Origin of the sequence: Providencia sp. PROV024 (assembly GCF_032709665.1) — a bacterium.
GTDB lineage: Bacteria > Pseudomonadota > Gammaproteobacteria > Enterobacterales > Enterobacteriaceae > Providencia > Providencia huashanensis.
On record NZ_CP120545.1, the window covers coordinates 4,069,433 to 4,089,899 of the forward strand.

Sequence of the window (20,467 nt, forward strand, 5' to 3'; positions counted from 1 at the left end):
TAATCCATTACAAAATGTAAGGTTTATTGACACAAAAAATAACTAAAGTTAAATTTATAAAGTTAATCCACTTTCTGTTAAAAAGTTAATTTAATCTCGATTAATCTATTACCTTTATTAAGAAGTATTAGTTAATATGCCTAACTATACATTTAATTTAAGTCAATTGATTTTATTTTAGATAACTATTAGAATAAAAAAATATAAGAACCCACCTCAATATTAAATTTTATTTCATTGTGCAAATGAACAAATGATTTAACAATTGAATATATAATAAACATTGCCATCTTCACATTATTCCAGCGTTATTCCCCTACTATTAAGATTCTCTATAACTAATTAACCCAATCGTGTAAGTAATCACACTCCCGAAACCCATTAAATAACCCTAGTTTAAATAATGTTATTAGTAGGATTTGAAAAATGAAAATAAATATATTATTGGATTTAAAAAACAATTTAGGGGAAGGCCCTATATGGGATGTAGAACAACAACGTTTATATTGGATTGATAGCTTAGATGGACGAGTATTTTCATGTACAGAAAAAGGAACTGAAATTAAATGTTGGGATGTTAGGCAAAAAATAGGCTCAATGGCTTTATGCAAAGACGGTCATTCGGCTATAGTCGCCCTAGAAAAAGGAATATATATTCTTGACTTTATAACAGGTGAAACTCATCTTCTGCACGCACCTGAAAGTGACAAACCTAACAATAGGTTTAATGATGGAAAAGTCGATAGACAAGGACGCTTTGTTGTCGGCTCTATGGACATGCAAGAAGATAACCCATCAGGGGCGTTATATCGATTAAATACAGACCACTCACTCCATAAAATAGAACAAAACATTATTGTTTCTAATGCACCTTGTTGGTCACCAAACGGTGATATTTTTTATTTTGCTGATACATGGACAGGGGAAATATGGAAATATGATTATGACGTATCGACAGGTAATATTAATAATCGCCAGACATTCTGCAAAGTCGATACATCAACAGGAGGCGCTGCAGATGGAGCAACTGTTGACAGTGAAGGCTACCTTTGGAATGCACTCGTTTATGCAGGGAAAATCGTGAGATATAACCCCGACGGCGATATTGACAGAATTATCGAAATGCCAGTTAAAAAGGTCACCAGCGTCGCTTTTGGCGGCGAAAATTTAGATATTTTATATGTTACTTCAATGGCAAGGCCACCATTACCTCGCTTCCCTGAAGATGGTCAATTAAGAGGAAGCGTATTCTCAATACATAATCTTGGTGTAAAGGGCATAGCTGAAAAAAGATTTGGTGGGTAGATAAACAATTTGCTAATCAAAATTTAATATCAATTAACCTCAAATTATTATACTTATAAAAGAGCTATAATTATGATTAAAAATAATGTTTCAAATAATAAAATATCCTTTAAGAATATACATCGCTATTCATGGGTTTCATTATTCATATGTTGGCTTATTTGGTTATTGAATGCTTATGATAGAGAAATGATTTTAAGGTTAGGTCCGGTTATTTCTCAAGAGTTTAATTTAAGCCCTGAAGAGTGGGGTAATATTGTTGCTATTATCATGATAGCTCTCGCTATTCTTGACATACCAGGTTCTGTATTAAGTGACCGATATGGCTCCGGTTGGAAACGAGCTCGTTTTCAAGTTCCTTTAGTTTTAGGTTATACCGCAATTTCATTTGTTTCAGGTTTTAAAGCAATTAGCCATAACTTAACCTATTTTATTCTATTGCGTTTTGGGGTTAATTTAGGTGCAGGCTGGGGTGAACCTGTTGGCGTCAGTAATACTGCTGAATGGTGGCCTAAAGAAAAAAGAGGGTTTGCTCTCGGTGTACATCATACGGGCTATCCTATTGGGGCTTTATTAAGTGGCGTTGTCGCAAGCTTTATTATTTCTGAATTTGGCGAAGCAAATTGGCGCTATAGTTTCTTTATTCCATTAATCGTCGCACTGCCTATTATGATTTTTTGGGCAAAATATTCTACCGCTGCAAGGATTTCAATATTATATCAACATATTGAAAAGTCAGGGATGACAAAACCTGCTGAGAATAGCAGTACTCAAGTTCAAAAAGGTGAAGGGTTAAAAATTTTCCTGAAAACACTAAAAAATAGAAATATTGCCTTAACCGCCGGGAATACCCTATTAACTCAAATCGTCTATATGGGGATAAGCATGGTATTACCTTCTTATCTATATCATGTTTCGGGGTTATCTTTAGCGGCTTCTGCGGGTTTGAGTATTATTTTTACATTGACTGGCGTGGTTGGGCAAATTGTTTGGCCATGGTTATCGGATATCTTAGGCAGAAAAAGAACATTGATCATCTGTGGTTTATGGATGAGTATCGGGATTGCTTTATTTTACTTCGCAACCTCAATGCCAAAAATCATCGCAATACAACTGTTTTTTGGCTTAGTCGCTAACGCTGTTTGGCCTATTTACTATGCCATGGCATCAGATAATGCAAATGACCAGTCCATATCCACAGCAAATGGTATTATTACCACATCAATGTTTATTGGCGGTGCGTTATCACCGTTATTAATGGGCTGGTTAATCAATTTAGGCGGGGGTTGGAATAGTTCTTTAGGCTATATTTATACCTTCTTTGCGATGGCTGCATGCGCATTATTAGGCGTTATATTACAACTCTTTACGACCCATGCACCATTAAATAACAACCATCAAACCCCAGTAGCAAGTTAACGCTTCATTTTTGACAATAGTAAGTATAGAACCACTTTGTATATAAGTGGTTTTGTACTTAAACGACATTAAGTTATTTCTTCAATCAGTTTTAACTATACGTGAAACGCTTTTTTAGTGGCGTCTAAATAAGGCGCCATTTTAATTTTATTCCCCCTCTTCTCTCACCCCCCATTCTCTCACATTTTCTAACACGACCAGCTTAGTCTGCACTTTACTCTGCGTATGTCAGCTTGAGTTTCTTATATGAAACAAAACATCATCATAACCTAGACACACCCCACATACAACTCGCGACCATACAAGCCCATAAAAAACGCTTATTCCAAAATAGCCATTTTTGGATTATCTGCCTGTTTAACATCGCTTTTCTTGTTTATCTTTGGGGGATGAATGGCTGGTTACCAAGCTATTTAATTAAAGGGAAATCAATCCACTTAGAGCATGCAGGGGTCTTATCCTCTCTCCCCTTTATCGCCATGTTGTTTGGCGAAGGAATAGGCGCATGGTTGTCTGACCGCTATGACCGTAGAGCTTTAGTGTGTTTTGTATCTCTCTTAGGTGCGGTATTGGGCTTAGCTGGAGTGCTATTCCTCACTGATACCTACAGCATCATCCTCATGATGGCATTTAGCATGTTTATGTGGGGAGCAGGTGCTCCCAATATCTTCGCTCTACTCGCTAAAGTCACACAAAAACAAGTCAGTGCATTGGCCGGTGGCATATTCAATGGCCTAGGAAACCTCGCTGGCGCGGCGGCACCTCTGCTGATGGGGGTGCTGATCACCGCCACTCACACTATGGATAGCGGGCTGTTATTTATCGTAATTATTGGTTTAGTCGGCAGCCTACTACTTCTGCCTCTACTGAAAAAATACTAATCACTCTGTGTAGGAGATAACGCTATGTCACAACCTCAAATCAAACCCCAAGATATCCCAATGGCACAATGGATAGAATCACGAATTGCTCGCCTTGAAGGCCGTAAATATGACTGGAACGCCTTGAAATTCCAAGCTGATTACGACCCTAAATATCGTCGTGCCCAAATGCGCTACATCGGTACTGGTGCAACAGGTGTTGCTAATGACGTGAATACCGTCCCCGCAGAGAACTTCACTTTCTCCACCATGGTATTACCTGCCAAATGTGAAGGCCCCTTACATTTACATCCTGATGTTGAAGAAGTGTTTTTCATGCTGAAGGGCACTATTACGCTATTTGTTCGTGATGGTGACGAAGAGTATGAAACGGTTCTCAAAGAACGTGACCTAATTTCTGTTCCAGCGGGGATTTACCGTGGTCTATTTAATCATGGAGAGGAAGAGGCATTAATGTGCGTGATGATTGGCACACAAAAGCCTGCAATCCCGACTTACCCAGAAGACCACCCGTTATCTAAAGTGAAACGTAACTAACCGGAGTTATCAGTGATGAATTTGCCAATCGAAAAACTTCCTGCACAACAACTGGCTGATTTTGGCCAATACCGCCTTAATTGGCGCTGTTCAGGTCATGGGCATGCCGTCGTTTTATTGCACGGGATCAGCTCTGGCTCAGCCTCATGGGTAAGCCAACTGGCTTCTTCATCACTGACCGACCACTATCGACTGTATAGCTGGGATGCTCCCGGCTATTCGGGCAGCTCAATGCTCAACACAGCGAAACCAACTGCTGTTGACTATGCTACAGCATTAAAAGCTTTTTTAGATAGCCTAAAAATACAACAGGTCGTTTTAGTCGGGCATTCACTCGGAGCCTTGATGGCTAGCGCTTTTGCCGCACAATATTCTCAGCAAGTAAAAGGGTTATTTTTAGCTAATCCAGCTCAAGGCTATGCCTCTAAAAGCCCTGAACAGCAAGCTTCCGTGTATCAACAACGGCAGATGATTGTAACTAATTCAGGGTTACAAGCCTATGCTGAAAACCGAGCCGCCGCCCTACTATCACCCAATGCAACCCCAGAAAAAATCGATTGGGTGAAACAAAATATGGAAAAACTTAATCCCCAAGGCTTTCTTGCGGCAGCATGGATGTTAGCCCATGACGATATTAGTTTGTATTTAAAGGGTTATAACGGGCCAATCGAAATACTGGCAGGCGCTGATGACACCATTACGCCACCACAACAAGTACAGCAGCTCGCGATACAACAAGAGTGCCCTTTTTGGTTGATTAAACAAGCGGGACATGCCAGTTACCTTGATACCCCCACACAGTTTAATCACCATTTGAAACAATTTTTAGAGACGGTATACAACCCAGTCGAATAAAGGAATCCTTATGAATTTACAGTTAAATAACCGTATTGCTGTCGTGACTGGAGGGAGCTCTGGTATTGGTTTTGCAACAGTCAAACTGTTACTCGACGAAGGTTGTAAAGTTGCTTTTTGTGGTCGAGATACTGAAAAACTACAACACGCTCTCAATACATTACGGTCTCTCTACCCTCAAGGGGAATTTATCGCACAGCGCTGTGATGTCCTCGATAAGGCACAAACAGAAAACTTCGCTCAACATGTTTATCAACACTATGGGCAAGTTGATCTTCTGATTAACAATGCGGGTCAAGGCTATGTTGCAAGCTATGCTGACACTCCTGAAGCCGCTTGGTTACATGAAGCACAATTAAAATTATTTGGTGTCATTAACCCAGTAAATGCTTTTTTACCTTTCTTAGAACAATCCAATATTGCGTCAATTACCTGTGTTAATTCGTTATTAGCGTTACAACCCGAGCCCCATATGGTCGCCACATCTGCCGCACGCGCTGCTCTGTTGAACATGACATTAAATTTATCGAAAACATTGCTACCCAAAGGGATACGCGTTAACTCAATTTTGCTCGGTATGGTCGAATCAGACCAATGGCGGCGTCGTTTCGAAAACCGGAGTGATAAAAGCTTGGATTGGCAGCAATGGATTGGCGATATCGCTAACAAGCGAGGGATCCCGATGCAACGTTTGGGGAAACCAGAAGAACCAGCCCGTGCCTTAGTTTTTTTAGCTTCACCGATGGCTTCGTTTACCTCCGGTGCCGCTTTAGATATTTCGGGTGGCTTTAGCCATCACATTTAAAGGGTTAATTATGAAAACATTAATGTTGATTGGTTATGGTGCAATGGCACAAGAAGTGATTGCTCGTTTACCTAGTGGAATAACCCTTCGCTGGGTTGTGGCTCGCCCTCATCACCATAACGCAATACAAGAACGCTTCAAGGGCGCGGTGCTCCCTATTGATAGCCTTGATGACTTTAACGAACACCCCGATTTAGTGTTGGAGTGTGCTGGTCATCAAGCGGTACAGCAGTATGCGCCAACCATTTTACAAAGGGGCTGGACTCTTGCCATTATTTCCACTGGTGTACTGGCTGATGCCACTTTCGAAAACACACTAACCACATTAGCAAAGCGTCATCAAAGCCAACTAATTCCTCTCTCAGGCGCGGTTGCTGGGCTTGATGGTTTACGAGCAGCCAAAGAGGCGAACATTACCCACGTCATTTATCAGTCACGTAAAAGCCCTGCCAGTTGGCGCAATGGTGCTGCTGAGCGTTATATCGACTTATCGAGTGTCTCTGAAGCTACCGCCTTTTTTAGTGGTAGTGCGCGAGAAGCTGCCTTGAACTTCCCAGCCAATGCTAATGTTGCCGCTACCGTTGCACTGTATGGCATAGGTATGGATGCAACTCAGGTACAACTCATCGTTGATCCGGACACCACCAAAAATTCGCATCAAATTGATGTAAGAGGGGATTTCGGGCATTTTTCTATTGAGTTAAATGGCAACCCCCTACCTTCAAACCCAAAGACATCTATGCTTGCAGCCCTAAGTGCCGTTGAAATTTGCCGCCGTATTGCTGAGCAACAGGTAAGCTAATAGGAGCCTAATCATGAATAAAATGGATATTTTTGTGGGGGGAAAATGGCAACAAGGTCGTGGACCTGAAATGCAATCACGTTTTCCGGGTGATAACCATGTCGTTGCTACTCTCAACAGTGCCAGCCTTGAAGATGTCCAAGACGCCGTAAACGCGGCGGACAAAGCTTGGCGAGAACCTACCTGGCGCAATATGCCTGCGCATCAACGCGCGGCTATCTTATATAACGTCAGCGCATTGATTGATGAGCAGCGTGAAACCTTAACGCAATTACAAACTTTGGACAACGGGAAGCCGTGGGCTGAAGCGCGTGGTTTAGTCATGAGCGCAGCCGCCACCGCACGTTATTTTGCCGCCGTTTGTGAGGTTTCTGGAGGGGAGCTTCCACCTCGACGCCAACCAGACTTGATGACAATAAGCACTTACCAACCCATCGGAGTGATCGCCGCCATCACACCGTGGAACTCCCCCATTGCCAGCGATATGCAAAAAATTGCTCCGGCGCTTGCCGCAGGTAATGCGGTTATTTTAAAACCTGCAGAAGCCACGCCACTAATTTCATTAAAATTGGCAGAACTCTTTGAACAAGCAGGGTTACCAAGTGGCTTACTCAGCGTATTACCGGGAAAAGGCTCTATTGTGGGTGATGCATTGGTTCGCCACCCGTTAGTGCGAAAAATCTCTTTCACCGGGGGGACAAACACGGGTCGCCAACTGGCTCATATTGCGGCTGATAAACTGATCACGACCTCCCTCGAACTGGGTGGGAAATCCCCAACAATTGTGCTAGCAGATGCTGACCTAGACATTGCCGCTCATGGAGTCTGTTACGGTATTTTTAGTTCAATGGGGCAAGCTTGTATCGCAGGTTCTCGCTTATTTGTTGCCCGCGATATCTACCAACCTTTTATGGAAAAATTAACCCAATTAACCCAGAACTTGATTATTGGCGACCCAAGGCAAGAACGCATCCATGTGGGGCCTTTAATTTCAACGGCTCACCGTGATAGCGTCAAAACCTACGTTGAACAAGCCGTCCAACAAGGCGGTCATATTCGCCTTGGCGGTACCGTTCCCACAGACCCCGCACTACAAAATGGCAATTATTTCTTACCGACCATTATTGAAGGCCTCAGTAATCAATCTAGTGTTTGCCAAGAAGAAATCTTCGGCCCCGTCTTAGTGGTGATCCCCTTTGATGATGAAGCCACATTGATCCAAGAAGCTAATGATTCCGTTTATGGGCTGGCTGCGGGGATTTGGACTCGCGACTATACTCGCGCCTTTAAACTGGCGGATGCCCTTGATGTAGGAACAGTTTGGGTCAATACCTACAAAGTTTTTTCCATCTCAACCCCATTTGGGGGCTTTAAAGAAAGTGGCATTGGCAGAGAAAAAGGCTTAGAAAGCCTAAAAGCCTATATGCAACAAAAAAGCCTTTTTTTGGCACTTAACCCACAACCAAACCGTTGGTGTGAATAGCTTATCCGTTAAAGGATTACGGCTGCATTTAGGAGAATACAATGTCTGAAATGATTACAGTTGGCGAAGCTATCGCCAGAACACTTGAACAATACCAAGTCACAACGGTTTACGGGATTATTTCTATTCACAATTTACCTATTGCCGATGCGATTGGCCGTCGTGCTAAAATTGACTTTACCCCAAGCCGTGGAGAAGCCGGAGCAGTAACTATGGCCGATGCACACAGCCGTTTTAGTGGCTTAGGCGTCGCGCTAACGAGTACGGGGGCTGGAGCAGGAAATGCAGTGGGGTCAATGATTGAAGCTATGAATGCTTGTTCACCAATGCTCCACATTACTGGGCAGGTTGAAAAAGCCTATTTAGATATGGATGCAGGGTTTATTCATGAAACAGCGGATCAACTGGGTTTCTTGCGTTCAAGCTCTAAACAAGCATTCCGTGTACATACACCAGAACAAGCGGTGGCGACACTGCATAAAGCAATCCAAGTTGCGCAAACCGCCCCATGTGGCCCTGTTTCGATTGAAATCCCCATTGATATTCAAAGTGCTCAAGTGCCATTGTCCTTATTAAGTGCCCCACTTTCTGTGCCAACTTTGCCCGCAATTTGCTCATCACAGATAGAAGCCATTTGGGACAAACTTCAGCATGCACAGCGCCCATTATTGTGGGTCGGTGGCGGTGCATTGCAGGCGGTAGAAGCCGTTAAACGCTTGGCTAACCAAGGTGTCGCCGTAATCAGCAGCACCCATGGAAGAGGTATTTTATCGGATGATCACCCGTTCAGCCTGCGTGCTTTTCATAATGCGGACTCAATTGATACATTAATGCGTGAATGTGATTTGACGCTGGTCGCGGGCTCCCGGTTACGCAGTAATGAGACTAAAACTTGGTCATTACCATTACCTCACCCCATCATCCAAATTGATATTAACCCGTTAGCGGCAAACCGCAATTACTTAGCCGACCTCAATATCACAGGGGATTGTAAAGGCCTGCTTAATGCGCTTGCCGATAAAATTGAGCAAGCTAACCGCCCAGTTTCTTCTGCATGGAAACAGCAAATACAACAAGCCGTTCAGTTGGCAGAACAGCAATTAAGGGCACAATGCGGGCCATACAGTGAACTCAGTGATGCTGTCGAGCAAGCCTTACCCGAACATGGTATTTTTGTGCGGGACATTACTGTATCAGGCAGCTTATGGGGCAGCCGTTTATTAAAAGCTACACAGCCGATGCACAATATTCATTCCTTAGCGGGTGCCATTGGCTTAGGCCTTGCGATGGCCATTGGTAGTGCGAAAGCCAACCCAAATACCGCAGTGATTGGCTTAGTTGGGGATGGCGGCTTGATGTTAGGGGTCGGTGAGCTTGCGACTATGGCTCAAGAACAACTACCGATTGTGTTGATAATCATGAATGACCAAGGTTATGGTGTCATGCGTGGTATTCAGGAAAAATATTTCTCAGGTCGCCAATATTATAATGAGTTATTAACACCATCATTTAGCCAACTAGCACAATCGATGGGGATCACCGCCCTAACGGTAGATAAACCCAGCGAATTCCAACCTATACTTCATCAAGCTGTTGCTTTAAAGCGGCCAGTTGTCGTTGAAGTATTAATGAATCATATCGGTAAAATGAATTTCTCGGGCCCCCCGCAGAAAAAACTATTTTAACCTCTAACTTCTTATCGAGCGCGGCACTCCGTCGCGCTTTACAAATCCATTAAACAAAAAACTCTCCTATGTCTGATACAAATTACTTTCCTAGCTGATTCACCACATTTTGCTCAATATGGCAAAAAATCCGCTCCTGACAACAGGTTAGTATTTGTTAGGTTATTATGTATTTTACATTGAGAGTGGATAGTGGAAATTATATTTAAATAGAAGTTAGGGCATCACCATTTTTTTCCTTATAATACAAAGCATCGTTTCTAAATTTTATTGTTCTATTCACGAATTAACCCAATAATGATTTGCCCGCTCAAAAAAGCAAACAACCTTGAGAAAGACTGGCTGTAATATTCTTATAGTTTAAACTAGGCTTTTCCAAATGATGCCAGGAGACAATAATGAGTAAAGAGCAAGTAAACAGCAGCTTGTTCAATGATGATCCTGTATTACACGCAACATGGCTATATTATCAGGAAGGCAAAAGCCAGACTGAAGTCGCTGCCCTAATGGGCCTTTCGCGTGTCACCGTCATCAAATATCTACAAACTGCTAGAGAAAATGGTTTAGTTCAGATCAATTTAGATACCAATGTCTTTGGCTCAATTGATGCCGCTTTACGTATTCGTGATAAATTTGGTTTGTATCGAGTTATCATTGTGCCTGATGGCGAGCATGCCGGAAAACGAACAGACTCAAAATTGATGCGTTCCAGACTTTCCCGTGCTGGAGGGATGTATTTAAACCAAGTTATCGAGAACAATGACGTTCTTGGGGTTGCTTGGGGAAGAACCATCCATGAGATGAGCAAAACGATGACACCAAATTCATGTAAAAATGTCACCGTGATCCAGATGCTAGGTTCCATGCCTTCTCAGCCAGACCTGACAATCCTCGAATCGTCGTCACAAATAGCGTTTAAACTGTCAGGGAAAGTGGCTTCTCTTCATGTCCCAGCGGTTGTCTCCAGTGCAAGGTTAGCCATGGAATTACAAGCTGAACCCATCATTCGTGCTAATTTTGAAGTATTAACTCACTGCACAAAAGCCTTCTTTGTTGTAGGAAGCGCACTGGATGAAAACCCGTTAATTCAAGTCGGTGTCCTAAGCAAAAAAGAAATGCAAAACTACCGAGATGCAGGGGCCGTCGGCGTCATTTGTGGCCGGTTCTACGACAAAAATGGAGTACCTGTTATTGCTGAAGTTGACCAACGGATACTAGGAATAAGCCTTGCCCAATTAAGGCAAATTGAGCGTAAAATATTTCTGGCTGGGGGCGAGAACGGCTATGCTGCAACCTTAGGGGCATTACTCGGCGGCTATGTCACAGACCTTATTGTTGATGAAGGAACAGCTGAGTTTTTATTATCCTGCGAGCTGCCCAACGTTGATTCATCCCCATCCTAAAGAGCAAGGTGCCGCACTTTTTACGGCCCACCTAATAAAAAAGAATATTTACCCCACTATAGACATAATGGGGCAAAATATTTACTGATTTGCCGCTATGATAAGGACAATACCGGCGATATACAGCAAAAACATAGCTAAGAGTAACTTATTCGTGCCAGCTGGTGCGCTGGCGAATTCACGCCAAACAAATACCCCCCAAATCACGGCAATCATAGTAGCTCCTTGCCCTAATCCATAGGATATTGCATACCCTGCTTGCCCTGATGCGATTAGGCTCAGCCCTAAACCAATACACCAGATGATTCCGCCCAACCAACCACAGAGATGGTCCCTTAAGCTACCAGAGAAATACATTTTCCCTTTAACTGGTTCTCCTACGATTGGTTTTTTCATTACCAGTGTATTAAGGACAAAGTTAGATAAAAACAAACCTAAAGCAAATAATACAAGTGCAGAATAAGGTGTCATCAACCCCGCTTCTGGTTCACTTAAATTACCTGATATCGATTGAGCGAGGAAACGGAAAAATGACCCCATAATGATACCGGCAAAAATAGCAGTTATCAGGCCTTTATTACGGCGACTTTTATCCGATGATTGAGTAACACGGCTGTAAGTAATCGCAGTTAGGATGATTGCGGCGACTACACAAGCAACCCCTAAGAACAAAATAGTTGGGTCCCCCTGAGGGCTACCAATATAAGTTGTGATAACACCGAGAACTAATGCAAGCCCAACACCGACAGGGAATGCAACAGCCATACCAGCTAAACTAATTGAAGCAACAAGAAGAATATTTGAAACATTAAAAATCATACCTGCCAATATAGGAAGAAAGATAATATTGATATCCGCCTGCTGAATATCAGAAATAAAACTACGGCCTTCTTCACCAATTGACCCGAGAGTAAAAGCAAATAATAGAGAACAGAATAAAACACCGAGAGAATAGTCCCAATAAAAGAGAGGGAACTCCCATTTCTTATTACTGACTAGTTTTGTTGTGTTAGCCCATGACCCCCAACAAATCATCGTGATAAAACACATAATTATTGCTATAGGATATGATTCCACGATAAACATGAATAACTCCTTGGGATAATTATAATTAATCGTTATAGGTAGAGGTTGGCAGCCATTTTATAAAATGGCTGCTATCGATGAGAACAAGTTGAATTTAAGCGTCAGTTTTTAAACCGTACGTTTTAAATTTACCGATGACTATTGTCATTTCTTCTTTAGATAAAGTGGGAACTTTGCTGTGTAGTCCGCCTATTTTGATGTAGAGATCTGCTAGAGTTTCTGTTTCTCCAGCAAGCCACAACGCTTTTTCCAGTGTTGTTTCCATCGCTATCATGCCGTGGTGTTGCATCAAAAGTGATTTGCTAGATTTAATTCCCTCAAACACACTGTTTGCAAGCTCAGCACTACCAAATGTATGGTATGGAATACAAGGAATATGGTCCGTCCCTGTCACCGCTATCATATAATGAATTGCGGGGATCGCATGGTTCATTATGGATACCGCGGTACAGTTCACCGCATGTGTATGAATAACCGCATTTAATTCAGGTCTGGCTTGGTAGCAAGCCAGATGAAAGAGCCATTCACTTGATGGTGTTTTTCCAGACTCTGATACCCCCTGACCATCAACAAAAACAATCATATCGGGTGTCATTTTCGAATAAGGTATACCACTTGGTGTAATGAGCATTCCATCAAGATACCTCACGCTGACATTACCCGACGTCCCTTGATTCAACCCAGAAGCATTCATTTCCTGGCAAGTAACGATAATATCTGCCGCTAATTTGAGTCTTTCCATCTTAGTTCCTTAGAAAGCGTGCATATACCCCATGCGCACTCAATTAAATAACCGAATTTTTTAGGTCGGCGAACATGTTGGTTAATGCAGGTTCATTCGCTGCACAAACACCACGCTCCGTGATCAATCCAGTAATATATTTAGCAGGCGTGACATCAAAGGCGTAATTACCACATGTGGTGCCTGCCGGCGCAGTATTAACCCAACTTAGTTCACCCTCGGGGTTGATCCCATATACATGTGACTGTTCAGCACCATTGCGTTGCTCTATGGGGATTGTTTTCCCATCCTTAAGCGTCCAGTCGATAGTTGGAGATGGGAGCGCAACATAAAATGGAATTTGATTATCATAAGCCGCCAGCGCTTTTAGATATGTTCCAATTTTATTACAGACATCCCCCTGCGTTGTGGTTCGGTCAGTACCAACAATGCATAGGTCCACTTCGCCATGCTGCATCAGGTGACCACCGGCATTATCAGCAATTAATGTGTGAGGAACTCCGTGTGAACCCAATTCAAATGCAGTAAGGCCACCTTGATTACGCGGGCGAGTTTCATCTACCCAAACGTGAATACGAATCCCTTCTTCATGAGCCTTATAAATTGGCGAAAGTGCGGTCCCCCAATCGACCGTGGCAAGCCAGCCTGCATTACAGTGAGTCAATATATTTACGACACTGCCTGCCGGTTTTTTACTCGCGATTTCCCGAATAATTTCTACGCCATGGAGCCCAATTTGCTCACACAACTCGACATCTTCATCGGCCAGTTTTCCGGCAAGCTCCCAAGCAATGTCCCTACGCGTCTGTTCAGGAGCATCCTTCAAGCTTTCCATCATTCTATCGAGTGCCCACTTTAAATTGATAGCAGTAGGTCGGGTCTTGATTAACAAGTCATAACTTGATTGTAGATTTTTATCACTCGGGTCCTGTTGCATACCTAGTGCCATTCCGTAAGCAGCAACAACCCCAATCAAAGGCGCCCCACGCACCCACATTTCTTGAATAGCAGTTGCTACTTTTTGTGCGGAATCGAGCGTGAGTACTTCAAATTTAAAAGGCAGTTTAGTTTGGTCGATAATTTCTACTGATTTTCCATCTTTAGAAACCCAAACTGTACGATAGTGTTTCCCTTCAATATTCATGAATTCCTCTTACTGTTTTTTAGCTAATTGGATAACTGAAGCCATCTCTTTATAAAGACTGGCATTGACAATAAGCTCGCGAGCCATGGTAAGTGCGCGTTTTTCGCATTCAGCACGAAGAGCAATGTCTTTAATTTGTTTAAACTCTGCCACCCCTGCGAATCCAATTATGCGGCGGTTCATTTCCATTCCCGCATTGACTAAGGAATCTTCAAGTAGTGTGGCAAAGAATTGGTCTTGGGCTTCCTGTAAAGCTTGGCGGCCGAGTTCATGTTGATAGAGTTCTGAAGGCCACGCGTCCCCTTGTGTTTTTGTATTCCATAATTGGCGGAATTCTCGAACAAAAACAGACCAAGTTGAATCGACTTGGTCAAGTAACCAGTTTTGATATTCAACACGACTTGATGGATTTTCATCCCATGCTGGTCTAGAAAAGAAAGCCATCAGTAAATTGCCAATATAGTTACCAATATCAAACGCCATTGGTCCCATAAATCCAAATTCAGGGTCGATAACTTTTGTATCACTCTCGGTGACCATTACTGAGCCTAAATGCAAGTCACCATGTAACAATGATTGTGCTTCAGTCATAAATTTATATTTATAACGCATGGCAACTTGGATCATTTCTTTATCTTGCCACATCTTTTCTACTGCTTGGTCTAGCTCAGGGGATAGCCAATTATTACGTTCGGCATTGAAATATGGCTCAGTGAAGATCAGATCTTCAGTAATTTTACAAAGCTCATGATTCAGAGAGAATTGAGCGGTCAGCGCTTTTTTCTGATCGGCTTTCATACCGATATCTGAGGTATAAAAAAGAGTTTTGGCAATAAATGTCCCAATATCTTCAGCAAGTTTTGGGAATTTTTTACCTGCCATCACTTCTTTACGCAGGATGATATGAGGTGAAAGGTACTCCATCGCAAACAGTGCCATTTCTTGGTCATAAAAATAGACTTCAGGAACTAATTCATGGCCTGCACAGCGAGCTTCTTGAGATAAAATATTGTATTCAAAACCTGCTCGAGTCAGGGACAATGGCCAGCTTTCCCCTCCAGCCCTGACCCATGGTAGTGCCTGTTTTACCACAATTGTTTTTTGTGTCCCTTCAACAAGAAACACCATATTCAAATTACCATCACCAACTTCATTTACTTTCCATTGATTAGGCTCTCCACCTAACTCGCATGACGAAGTCAGTTTGGAAGCTAAATAAATTGGTAGTGTTTCACACGTCAGCGGCTTGTAGCCTGCTGGAATTGAGTCCAACATAACAAATCCCCTTACTGTTGTTTAATCGCCTTATGCTTTACATATGCAAAGTATACATTATCAATTGTAAAAGTTAATGTGATCTATGTTCACTTTTTGAAAGCCAATAAATTGAGACACAGGTAAGATTTAGCCTAAAGACGATAAAAACCACCCTAAGCATGATTATCTTATGTTTTATATACAGTTCATTTGTATAGTTATATAGAGGATAATCCTCACTGCTACAGTGGTTAAATTTTCTCAGTATTGAGCGCTAAATATTTCTTATCTAATTTACGAACGCTTCATTTTTAAGGATAAAACTGAATTTGATTTTAAGGCGGGGTGGTCATGGCTAGGTATATATAGGTTATTAGAGTAAAAAGAGGGGCTTTTAGCTATATTCATTCAGAGTATTTGCTATTTAAATACTCTATTTTTAGTCATTATTTTTATACCCACAAATCTCCCTATATTGAAAATTCATTAGCTACATAAATACACAACAAAATAAATGATTAAGTACTGATATACATCATCCTCCCTAATGAGGGATTTCACATTCCCCCCTCATCAGGAGGGGATGGTAGGTATATTTAGGCAGGGCTGGTTTTGAATTGCATTCAATTTTCTAAATAGTGTTTTTTCTCTAAACTAAACAATATTGAATACAATTACTGTGCTACCTGAATGCTGTCCTGCTGTTGGAGCTGTGCCGCTTAATACCGATTTAATTTTTAAGGCCACTGAATTGGCAACCGAAATACGACTACCGTTTGTGACACTAACACGAGATTTTACACCGCCACCTAAATCAATATCTGGAGATGGGACTTCAATTGAAACTGTTGCGGCTCGATTACAGCTTAGTTGAATAGTAGCTTCTGCTGTATGCCCATTAACTTGCCCAGCATTTAAAGTACCGTGTGTAATATTAGCATCACCATTTACGTTACATTGGACATTAACAGGCGGTACTGGTGTACAAGGGGAACTATAAATTGAAAAAGGCCTCCCTATTCCTCCGAATCCACCTGACCTTACAGGGATTGCGCCTATACAAACATCCCATTGGCTTGGTTGCCAATTCCATTGCCATGCTGCTATTCCTGTTGCACCAAATCGGCGAACAAAAGCATCATTCGCCATCTTCCAAGTCATTCCTGCTGTAACAGGTATACTTCGACCATTAAAATCAATAATACTTCCATTTTGATAGTATAAAACCACACCATAGCTACATTGAGAACCTGCACAAGGTATTACTGTATTTTCAGCAGGATTATTGCTTCCAGTTGTAAACCACGAAGCGGTAACTAATAAAGCGGCTGATTGACTGACGTTTGAAAGCATCGTACGATCAGCGTGAGCGATGCTCGAAAATAAAAAAATAAGAATAAAAATAACTTTTGGCATAATAAATATTACCTTCAATTTTCAATAACCATTTAATTATTATTGGTATTCAACCACCAAAGTGGCGCTTGCAGTAAACGTGCCGCCAGTCAATGTGCTATGGCTCATTGTAAAAGGCGCGGCTGTCAACTTGGGTCTTAAGCTGTAATTAAAATTAGCCCAGCCATTTAAATTTAATATATTATTTCCAAATCGGAATATAATTGATAAATTATCTCTACTTGTCCCTAACATTGTGGAATATATGCCATCACTCCCAACTATTCGTAGCTTTAATGCAGGGTTATTTGCACCATCAGAACAATTTAAATTAAAAGGAATTTCCCTTTGATATTCTAAACCATTAATTTTAGGTACAGAAATATCACCAAAATCAATAGTAATAGGTTGATTTGGATTTATCGATGATGTGATATCACAAGTCTGCTGTAAAACAATCACACTAACATTCGTATTAAATATTGCAGCATTAACGTTAAAATTAACAAGAAATATAAGTATGGATGTTATACCATTTACAAATCCCCTTTTACATTTTCTAGATTTATTCATTTAAATCACCTATTGGTCTTTCATTAGAATTCAAATACGACATTTTTAAAATTTACTTGTATATTAATTGAAATCCAAGGTGTAATAGAGCATAGCCGTAAACTCACCAGGTATTATTTTTGTTTCATTTTGACTTTCAATTTTAACAAAGGCATTCAATTGAATCGCCATTGTTCCATTTGAAATGGCAATAGGAGATAACACTGAATTCATAGGTATCTTTTTCCCAGAGCTATCCATTAAACCTATGACAACACCTTTCGCTGTACTACTAGGATTTAGCATTAAATAGCCATCCGAAGTTACATTACCAGCAGTACCCTGAACTGATAGTGAAATTGTATTGGCAATAGATACATCACAATCTTGTAAAATAATAGAAAATGGTTTTAGTGATGTTTTTTCATGTAAATAAAGCTGTTTATCAACAATAACACCAAACTCAACTACAGTTGGCGTACTCTCATCTATTGTACAAGGTAATGAAATTAACGTGCCTTCATACTGAACTGTATTATTATTATCTCCAAATGAGGCTGCGCATAGCATCATTAGAAAACCCCAAAATAGGCCAGAGTTTATTTTTTTCATATTAATTTCCTTAGGGGTAATTAATGGAAATTGTTGCTGTTGCTGTAAATTTCCCTTCTATTATCGGTGTAGTAGGCTTGGCTATTTTTACGGGTATAGAATATAGCGGAATCTGTAATTTACCATTATTTGTCATAGTAAGTTTTTTCTTATCATTCGGTGCAATAACGGTACTATCTGTTGCGTTATATAAACGAATCCCTATACCAGCTCGGGAAGTTTCTAATGCTTTTTCATCAAATAATACTGGGTTCCCCATATAATTTAGCTCTAAAGACACGTTACTGCCTAAATTAGCTCCACAGTCAATATTTAAAGACCAATTTTTTTGGAACCGTTTACCATCAATACGTTGAATCGCTATCTTACTAAATTGAATATTAACTGGTTTATTGATGCCTTCTGTTCCATAAATATCGCATGGAGGTGTATCAATAAGATTTCCTTTAAATGATAAGCTCGTAGAGTTATTAGAAAAAACATTAGGGCTATTTAATATTAAAAATATAAATAAGAAATAGTTTATCATCTTAGCAAAAATGTTAACTTTTTTTATCATAGGAAAACCTTTATAGATACACTGAATAATAAATTTTAACCTTATTCATACTCCGCTAAAAGCGTTGCAGTTGCAGTAAAACTACCCGCTGTAATATTAGCTGCTTTAGCATTAATTACTGGATTAGCATAGATAGGGTCTCGACGGCTATTTGGAAACTTTATAGGATCAAGATTTACACGAATTGTAGATAAATTTGTAGATCCACTATAAAATGAAATACCTAAATTTGTATTGCTCGTTGTAAGTAAATTTGTATTAAAACTAGCAGCAGTCCCCTTTATACTTAATGAAAGCCCTGTATTATTTGGCGCATCACAAGTCAATTTATATTTAATCTCCTGCATATAATTCATTCCAGTTATATTTCTAATAACCATATCTTGAAAGTCAATAGTAATTTCATTACCATTTAACCCTGTAATTTCACAAGGTGGGTTTTGAATTAAGTTTCCTTTGAAATTAATCCTTACAGAATTCGCTGCTAATGCAGATGGAATTTGTATACTCAAAATAGATACTAGTGTCGAAATTATTAAAATACTTATACTCTCTTTCATATGAATTTTACTCAGAGTTAATCATAATTTAATTGGAAGCTAATAACCGATGAAAATTTACCTGGCGTCATATTCATCGAGGTTCTAACAGGAATCACACTGTAAGTTAAAATACTTTGCCCTTGTGGAACTAATTTAGGTTTTGTATATTCCCCTAGAGTAATAGTATTTCCTTGTTTATCTTTCAGTACTAAGCCTAAGCCTTCAATACCTCTAATTGAGATATACTTCGACATATTTTCACTTTTAGTTGTGACGAACCTTATTGAAAACCCAGGTTGGTCATTACTCCATGTCATATTACCAGAGTACGGATCTAACATGTTAACGGGTGTTGCAAGGCAATCAAGTAGTTCAATATAAAACGGATACTCATTTCCCATAGAATGAATACTGGGAAAATCTGCTGTTTTTAAATCGCTAATTTCAATATCTTGATACATTGAATGCATTGCAATACGACACGGACTTTCTGTTAGTATTCCTTTCACATGCACTTGCCCATGCTGCCCATCAACATCCCAATGATTAATTGGAAATTGATTTTCTGCAAATGTCATTCCGGATATAGAAAATAGTAATAGAACAGGATTCCATTTTTTTTGAAAGACATTCATCTTATATTCCTTTTCTTAAAGAGTATCAGGATTTCTGTTCTTCTACTTGACAGTTCATTTCTTGGCAGCGGAAATGTAATTCAGGTCTACCACCGTAATCATTGATATAAATCAGTACGGGGTTATTACCTAAAACACTTGTACTTACACCTAATTTTTCGCTACCAAATGGTGCGATCATTATTGGAGCAAAATCATTTGGATCGGTTTTTAATCTGTCTGAAAATGCATTTAAAATTGTGACGTAATATGCCGTTGGATTTTTGACAATGACCTCATGTCCTGATTTCTCTAATGTGATTTTTTCTTGCCATGGTTTTTCATCATCTTTTGGAACGATAGCTGCTGGGCGATAAAATAATTTTATTCGCGTTTGTAACGCAATTTGCAATACATTATCTTTATCACTTTTAGGTGGCACTTCGCGCAAGTTAAAATAGAATAGGCTTTCTCTATCTTGTGGTAACTCGTTTATCGTTGGCATTAAATCAATTTTAATTTGGCTAGATTTACTAGGCTCTAAACGTTGAATTGGTGGCAACGCAACTAATGGCTTAGTAATTTTCTCACCAGTTTGGTTTTCTAACCAACCTTGAGCTAAGTAAGGTAGCTCAGGATTATTATTGTTTATATTTAAAGTGACAGATTTTTGATTACCGTCAAAAATAATGCGAGTGCGATCTAAAGAAACACCAGCGAAAGACATGTTTGCCAATAAAATGCTGGATAGCCCTATTAATAAACTGTGGGATAATTTATATTTCATAA

General features: G+C 40.4%; 20 protein-coding genes and 1 pseudogene. 10 read left to right on the plus strand and 11 right to left on the minus strand.

All coding sequences use genetic code 11. The features are described from left to right. Positions 1 to 426: 426 nt before the first annotated feature. The 10 genes and pseudogenes from P3L56_RS18760 (at position 427) to P3L56_RS18805 (ending at position 11,175) form a co-directional block, all read left to right on the plus strand. Positions 427 to 1,305 (plus strand): SMP-30/gluconolactonase/LRE family protein, encoded by an 879-nt coding sequence (locus tag P3L56_RS18760; protein WP_048605952.1) that lies wholly within the window; start codon positions 427 to 429, stop codon positions 1,303 to 1,305. A gap of 72 nt (positions 1,306 to 1,377) precedes the next feature. Continuing rightward, positions 1,378 to 2,724, plus strand: coding sequence for an MFS transporter (locus P3L56_RS18765; protein ID WP_048605950.1), 1,347 nt, complete (start codon positions 1,378 to 1,380; stop codon positions 2,722 to 2,724). A gap of 320 nt (positions 2,725 to 3,044) precedes the next feature. Further along, positions 3,045 to 3,605, plus strand: a pseudogene (locus tag P3L56_RS18770) (MFS transporter); the annotation flags it as partial. A 24-nt stretch (positions 3,606 to 3,629) separates the two neighbouring features. Next, entirely contained in the window at positions 3,630 to 4,142 is a 513-nt protein-coding gene (locus tag P3L56_RS18775; protein ID WP_042845626.1) for a cupin domain-containing protein, read from the plus strand. Positions 4,143 to 4,157: 15 nt separating this feature from the next. After that, positions 4,158 to 4,997, plus strand: coding sequence for an alpha/beta fold hydrolase (locus tag P3L56_RS18780; RefSeq protein WP_048605943.1), 840 nt, complete (start codon positions 4,158 to 4,160; stop codon positions 4,995 to 4,997). 10 nt (positions 4,998 to 5,007) lie between these two features. Then, positions 5,008 to 5,802, plus strand: a complete 795-nt coding sequence (locus P3L56_RS18785; RefSeq protein ID WP_042845628.1) for an SDR family oxidoreductase — start codon at positions 5,008 to 5,010, stop codon at positions 5,800 to 5,802. A gap of 10 nt (positions 5,803 to 5,812) precedes the next feature. After that, complete coding sequence (locus P3L56_RS18790; protein WP_042845630.1) at positions 5,813 to 6,604, plus strand: aspartate dehydrogenase; 792 nt, start codon at positions 5,813 to 5,815, stop codon at positions 6,602 to 6,604. Positions 6,605 to 6,617: 13 nt separating this feature from the next. Continuing rightward, positions 6,618 to 8,087 (plus strand): aldehyde dehydrogenase, encoded by a 1,470-nt coding sequence (locus P3L56_RS18795; RefSeq protein ID WP_129466529.1) that lies wholly within the window; start codon positions 6,618 to 6,620, stop codon positions 8,085 to 8,087. Between the two features lie 41 nt (positions 8,088 to 8,128). After that, positions 8,129 to 9,772, plus strand: a complete 1,644-nt coding sequence (locus P3L56_RS18800) for a thiamine pyrophosphate-binding protein (protein WP_210831648.1) — start codon at positions 8,129 to 8,131, stop codon at positions 9,770 to 9,772. Positions 9,773 to 10,170: 398 nt separating this feature from the next. Further along, positions 10,171 to 11,175, plus strand: a complete 1,005-nt coding sequence (locus P3L56_RS18805; protein ID WP_210831649.1) for a sugar-binding transcriptional regulator — start codon at positions 10,171 to 10,173, stop codon at positions 11,173 to 11,175. An 81-nt stretch (positions 11,176 to 11,256) separates the two neighbouring features. Here the strand turns inward: P3L56_RS18805 and P3L56_RS18810 are convergent, their stop codons facing one another. From P3L56_RS18810 to P3L56_RS18860, 11 genes are all read right to left on the minus strand, one after another. Next, positions 11,257 to 12,261, minus strand: a complete 1,005-nt coding sequence (locus P3L56_RS18810) for a multidrug DMT transporter permease (protein ID WP_042845635.1) — start codon at positions 12,259 to 12,261, stop codon at positions 11,257 to 11,259. A gap of 94 nt (positions 12,262 to 12,355) precedes the next feature. Continuing rightward, a complete protein-coding gene (locus tag P3L56_RS18815) occupies positions 12,356 to 13,003 on the minus strand; it encodes an L-fuculose-phosphate aldolase (RefSeq protein ID WP_042845637.1) in 648 nt (215 codons plus the stop codon). Between the two features lie 43 nt (positions 13,004 to 13,046). Beyond that, positions 13,047 to 14,147: an S-methyl-5-thioribose-1-phosphate isomerase gene (mtnA, locus tag P3L56_RS18820; protein WP_048605932.1), complete on the minus strand. Its 1,101-nt coding sequence runs from the start codon at positions 14,145 to 14,147 to the stop codon at positions 13,047 to 13,049. A gap of 9 nt (positions 14,148 to 14,156) precedes the next feature. Further along, positions 14,157 to 15,422, minus strand: coding sequence for an S-methyl-5-thioribose kinase (gene mtnK / locus P3L56_RS18825; RefSeq protein WP_166685010.1), 1,266 nt, complete (start codon positions 15,420 to 15,422; stop codon positions 14,157 to 14,159). Positions 15,423 to 16,058: 636 nt separating this feature from the next. Beyond that, a complete protein-coding gene (locus P3L56_RS18830; RefSeq protein ID WP_166685011.1) occupies positions 16,059 to 16,820 on the minus strand; it encodes a hypothetical protein in 762 nt (253 codons plus the stop codon). 39 nt (positions 16,821 to 16,859) lie between these two features. Then, the gene (locus P3L56_RS18835; RefSeq protein WP_166685012.1) at positions 16,860 to 17,372 is read right to left on the minus strand and encodes a fimbrial protein; all 513 of its coding nucleotides are present in this window, start codon (positions 17,370 to 17,372) and stop codon (positions 16,860 to 16,862) included. A gap of 63 nt (positions 17,373 to 17,435) precedes the next feature. After that, positions 17,436 to 17,963: a fimbrial protein gene (locus tag P3L56_RS18840; protein ID WP_166685013.1), complete on the minus strand. Its 528-nt coding sequence runs from the start codon at positions 17,961 to 17,963 to the stop codon at positions 17,436 to 17,438. Positions 17,964 to 17,973: 10 nt separating this feature from the next. Next, on the minus strand, positions 17,974 to 18,522 hold the full coding sequence (locus P3L56_RS18845; protein ID WP_052219323.1) for a fimbrial protein: 549 nt from the start codon (positions 18,520 to 18,522) through the stop codon (positions 17,974 to 17,976). Between the two features lie 41 nt (positions 18,523 to 18,563). Further along, a complete protein-coding gene (locus tag P3L56_RS18850) occupies positions 18,564 to 19,082 on the minus strand; it encodes a fimbrial protein (protein WP_166685014.1) in 519 nt (172 codons plus the stop codon). Between the two features lie 17 nt (positions 19,083 to 19,099). Beyond that, positions 19,100 to 19,699, minus strand: coding sequence for a fimbrial protein (locus tag P3L56_RS18855; protein ID WP_166685015.1), 600 nt, complete (start codon positions 19,697 to 19,699; stop codon positions 19,100 to 19,102). A 25-nt stretch (positions 19,700 to 19,724) separates the two neighbouring features. Continuing rightward, positions 19,725 to 20,465 carry a fimbria/pilus periplasmic chaperone gene (locus tag P3L56_RS18860; RefSeq protein ID WP_042845648.1) on the minus strand — a complete coding sequence of 247 codons (741 nt, stop codon included), beginning with the start codon at positions 20,463 to 20,465 and terminating at the stop codon, positions 19,725 to 19,727. Positions 20,466 to 20,467 lie beyond the last annotated feature (2 nt).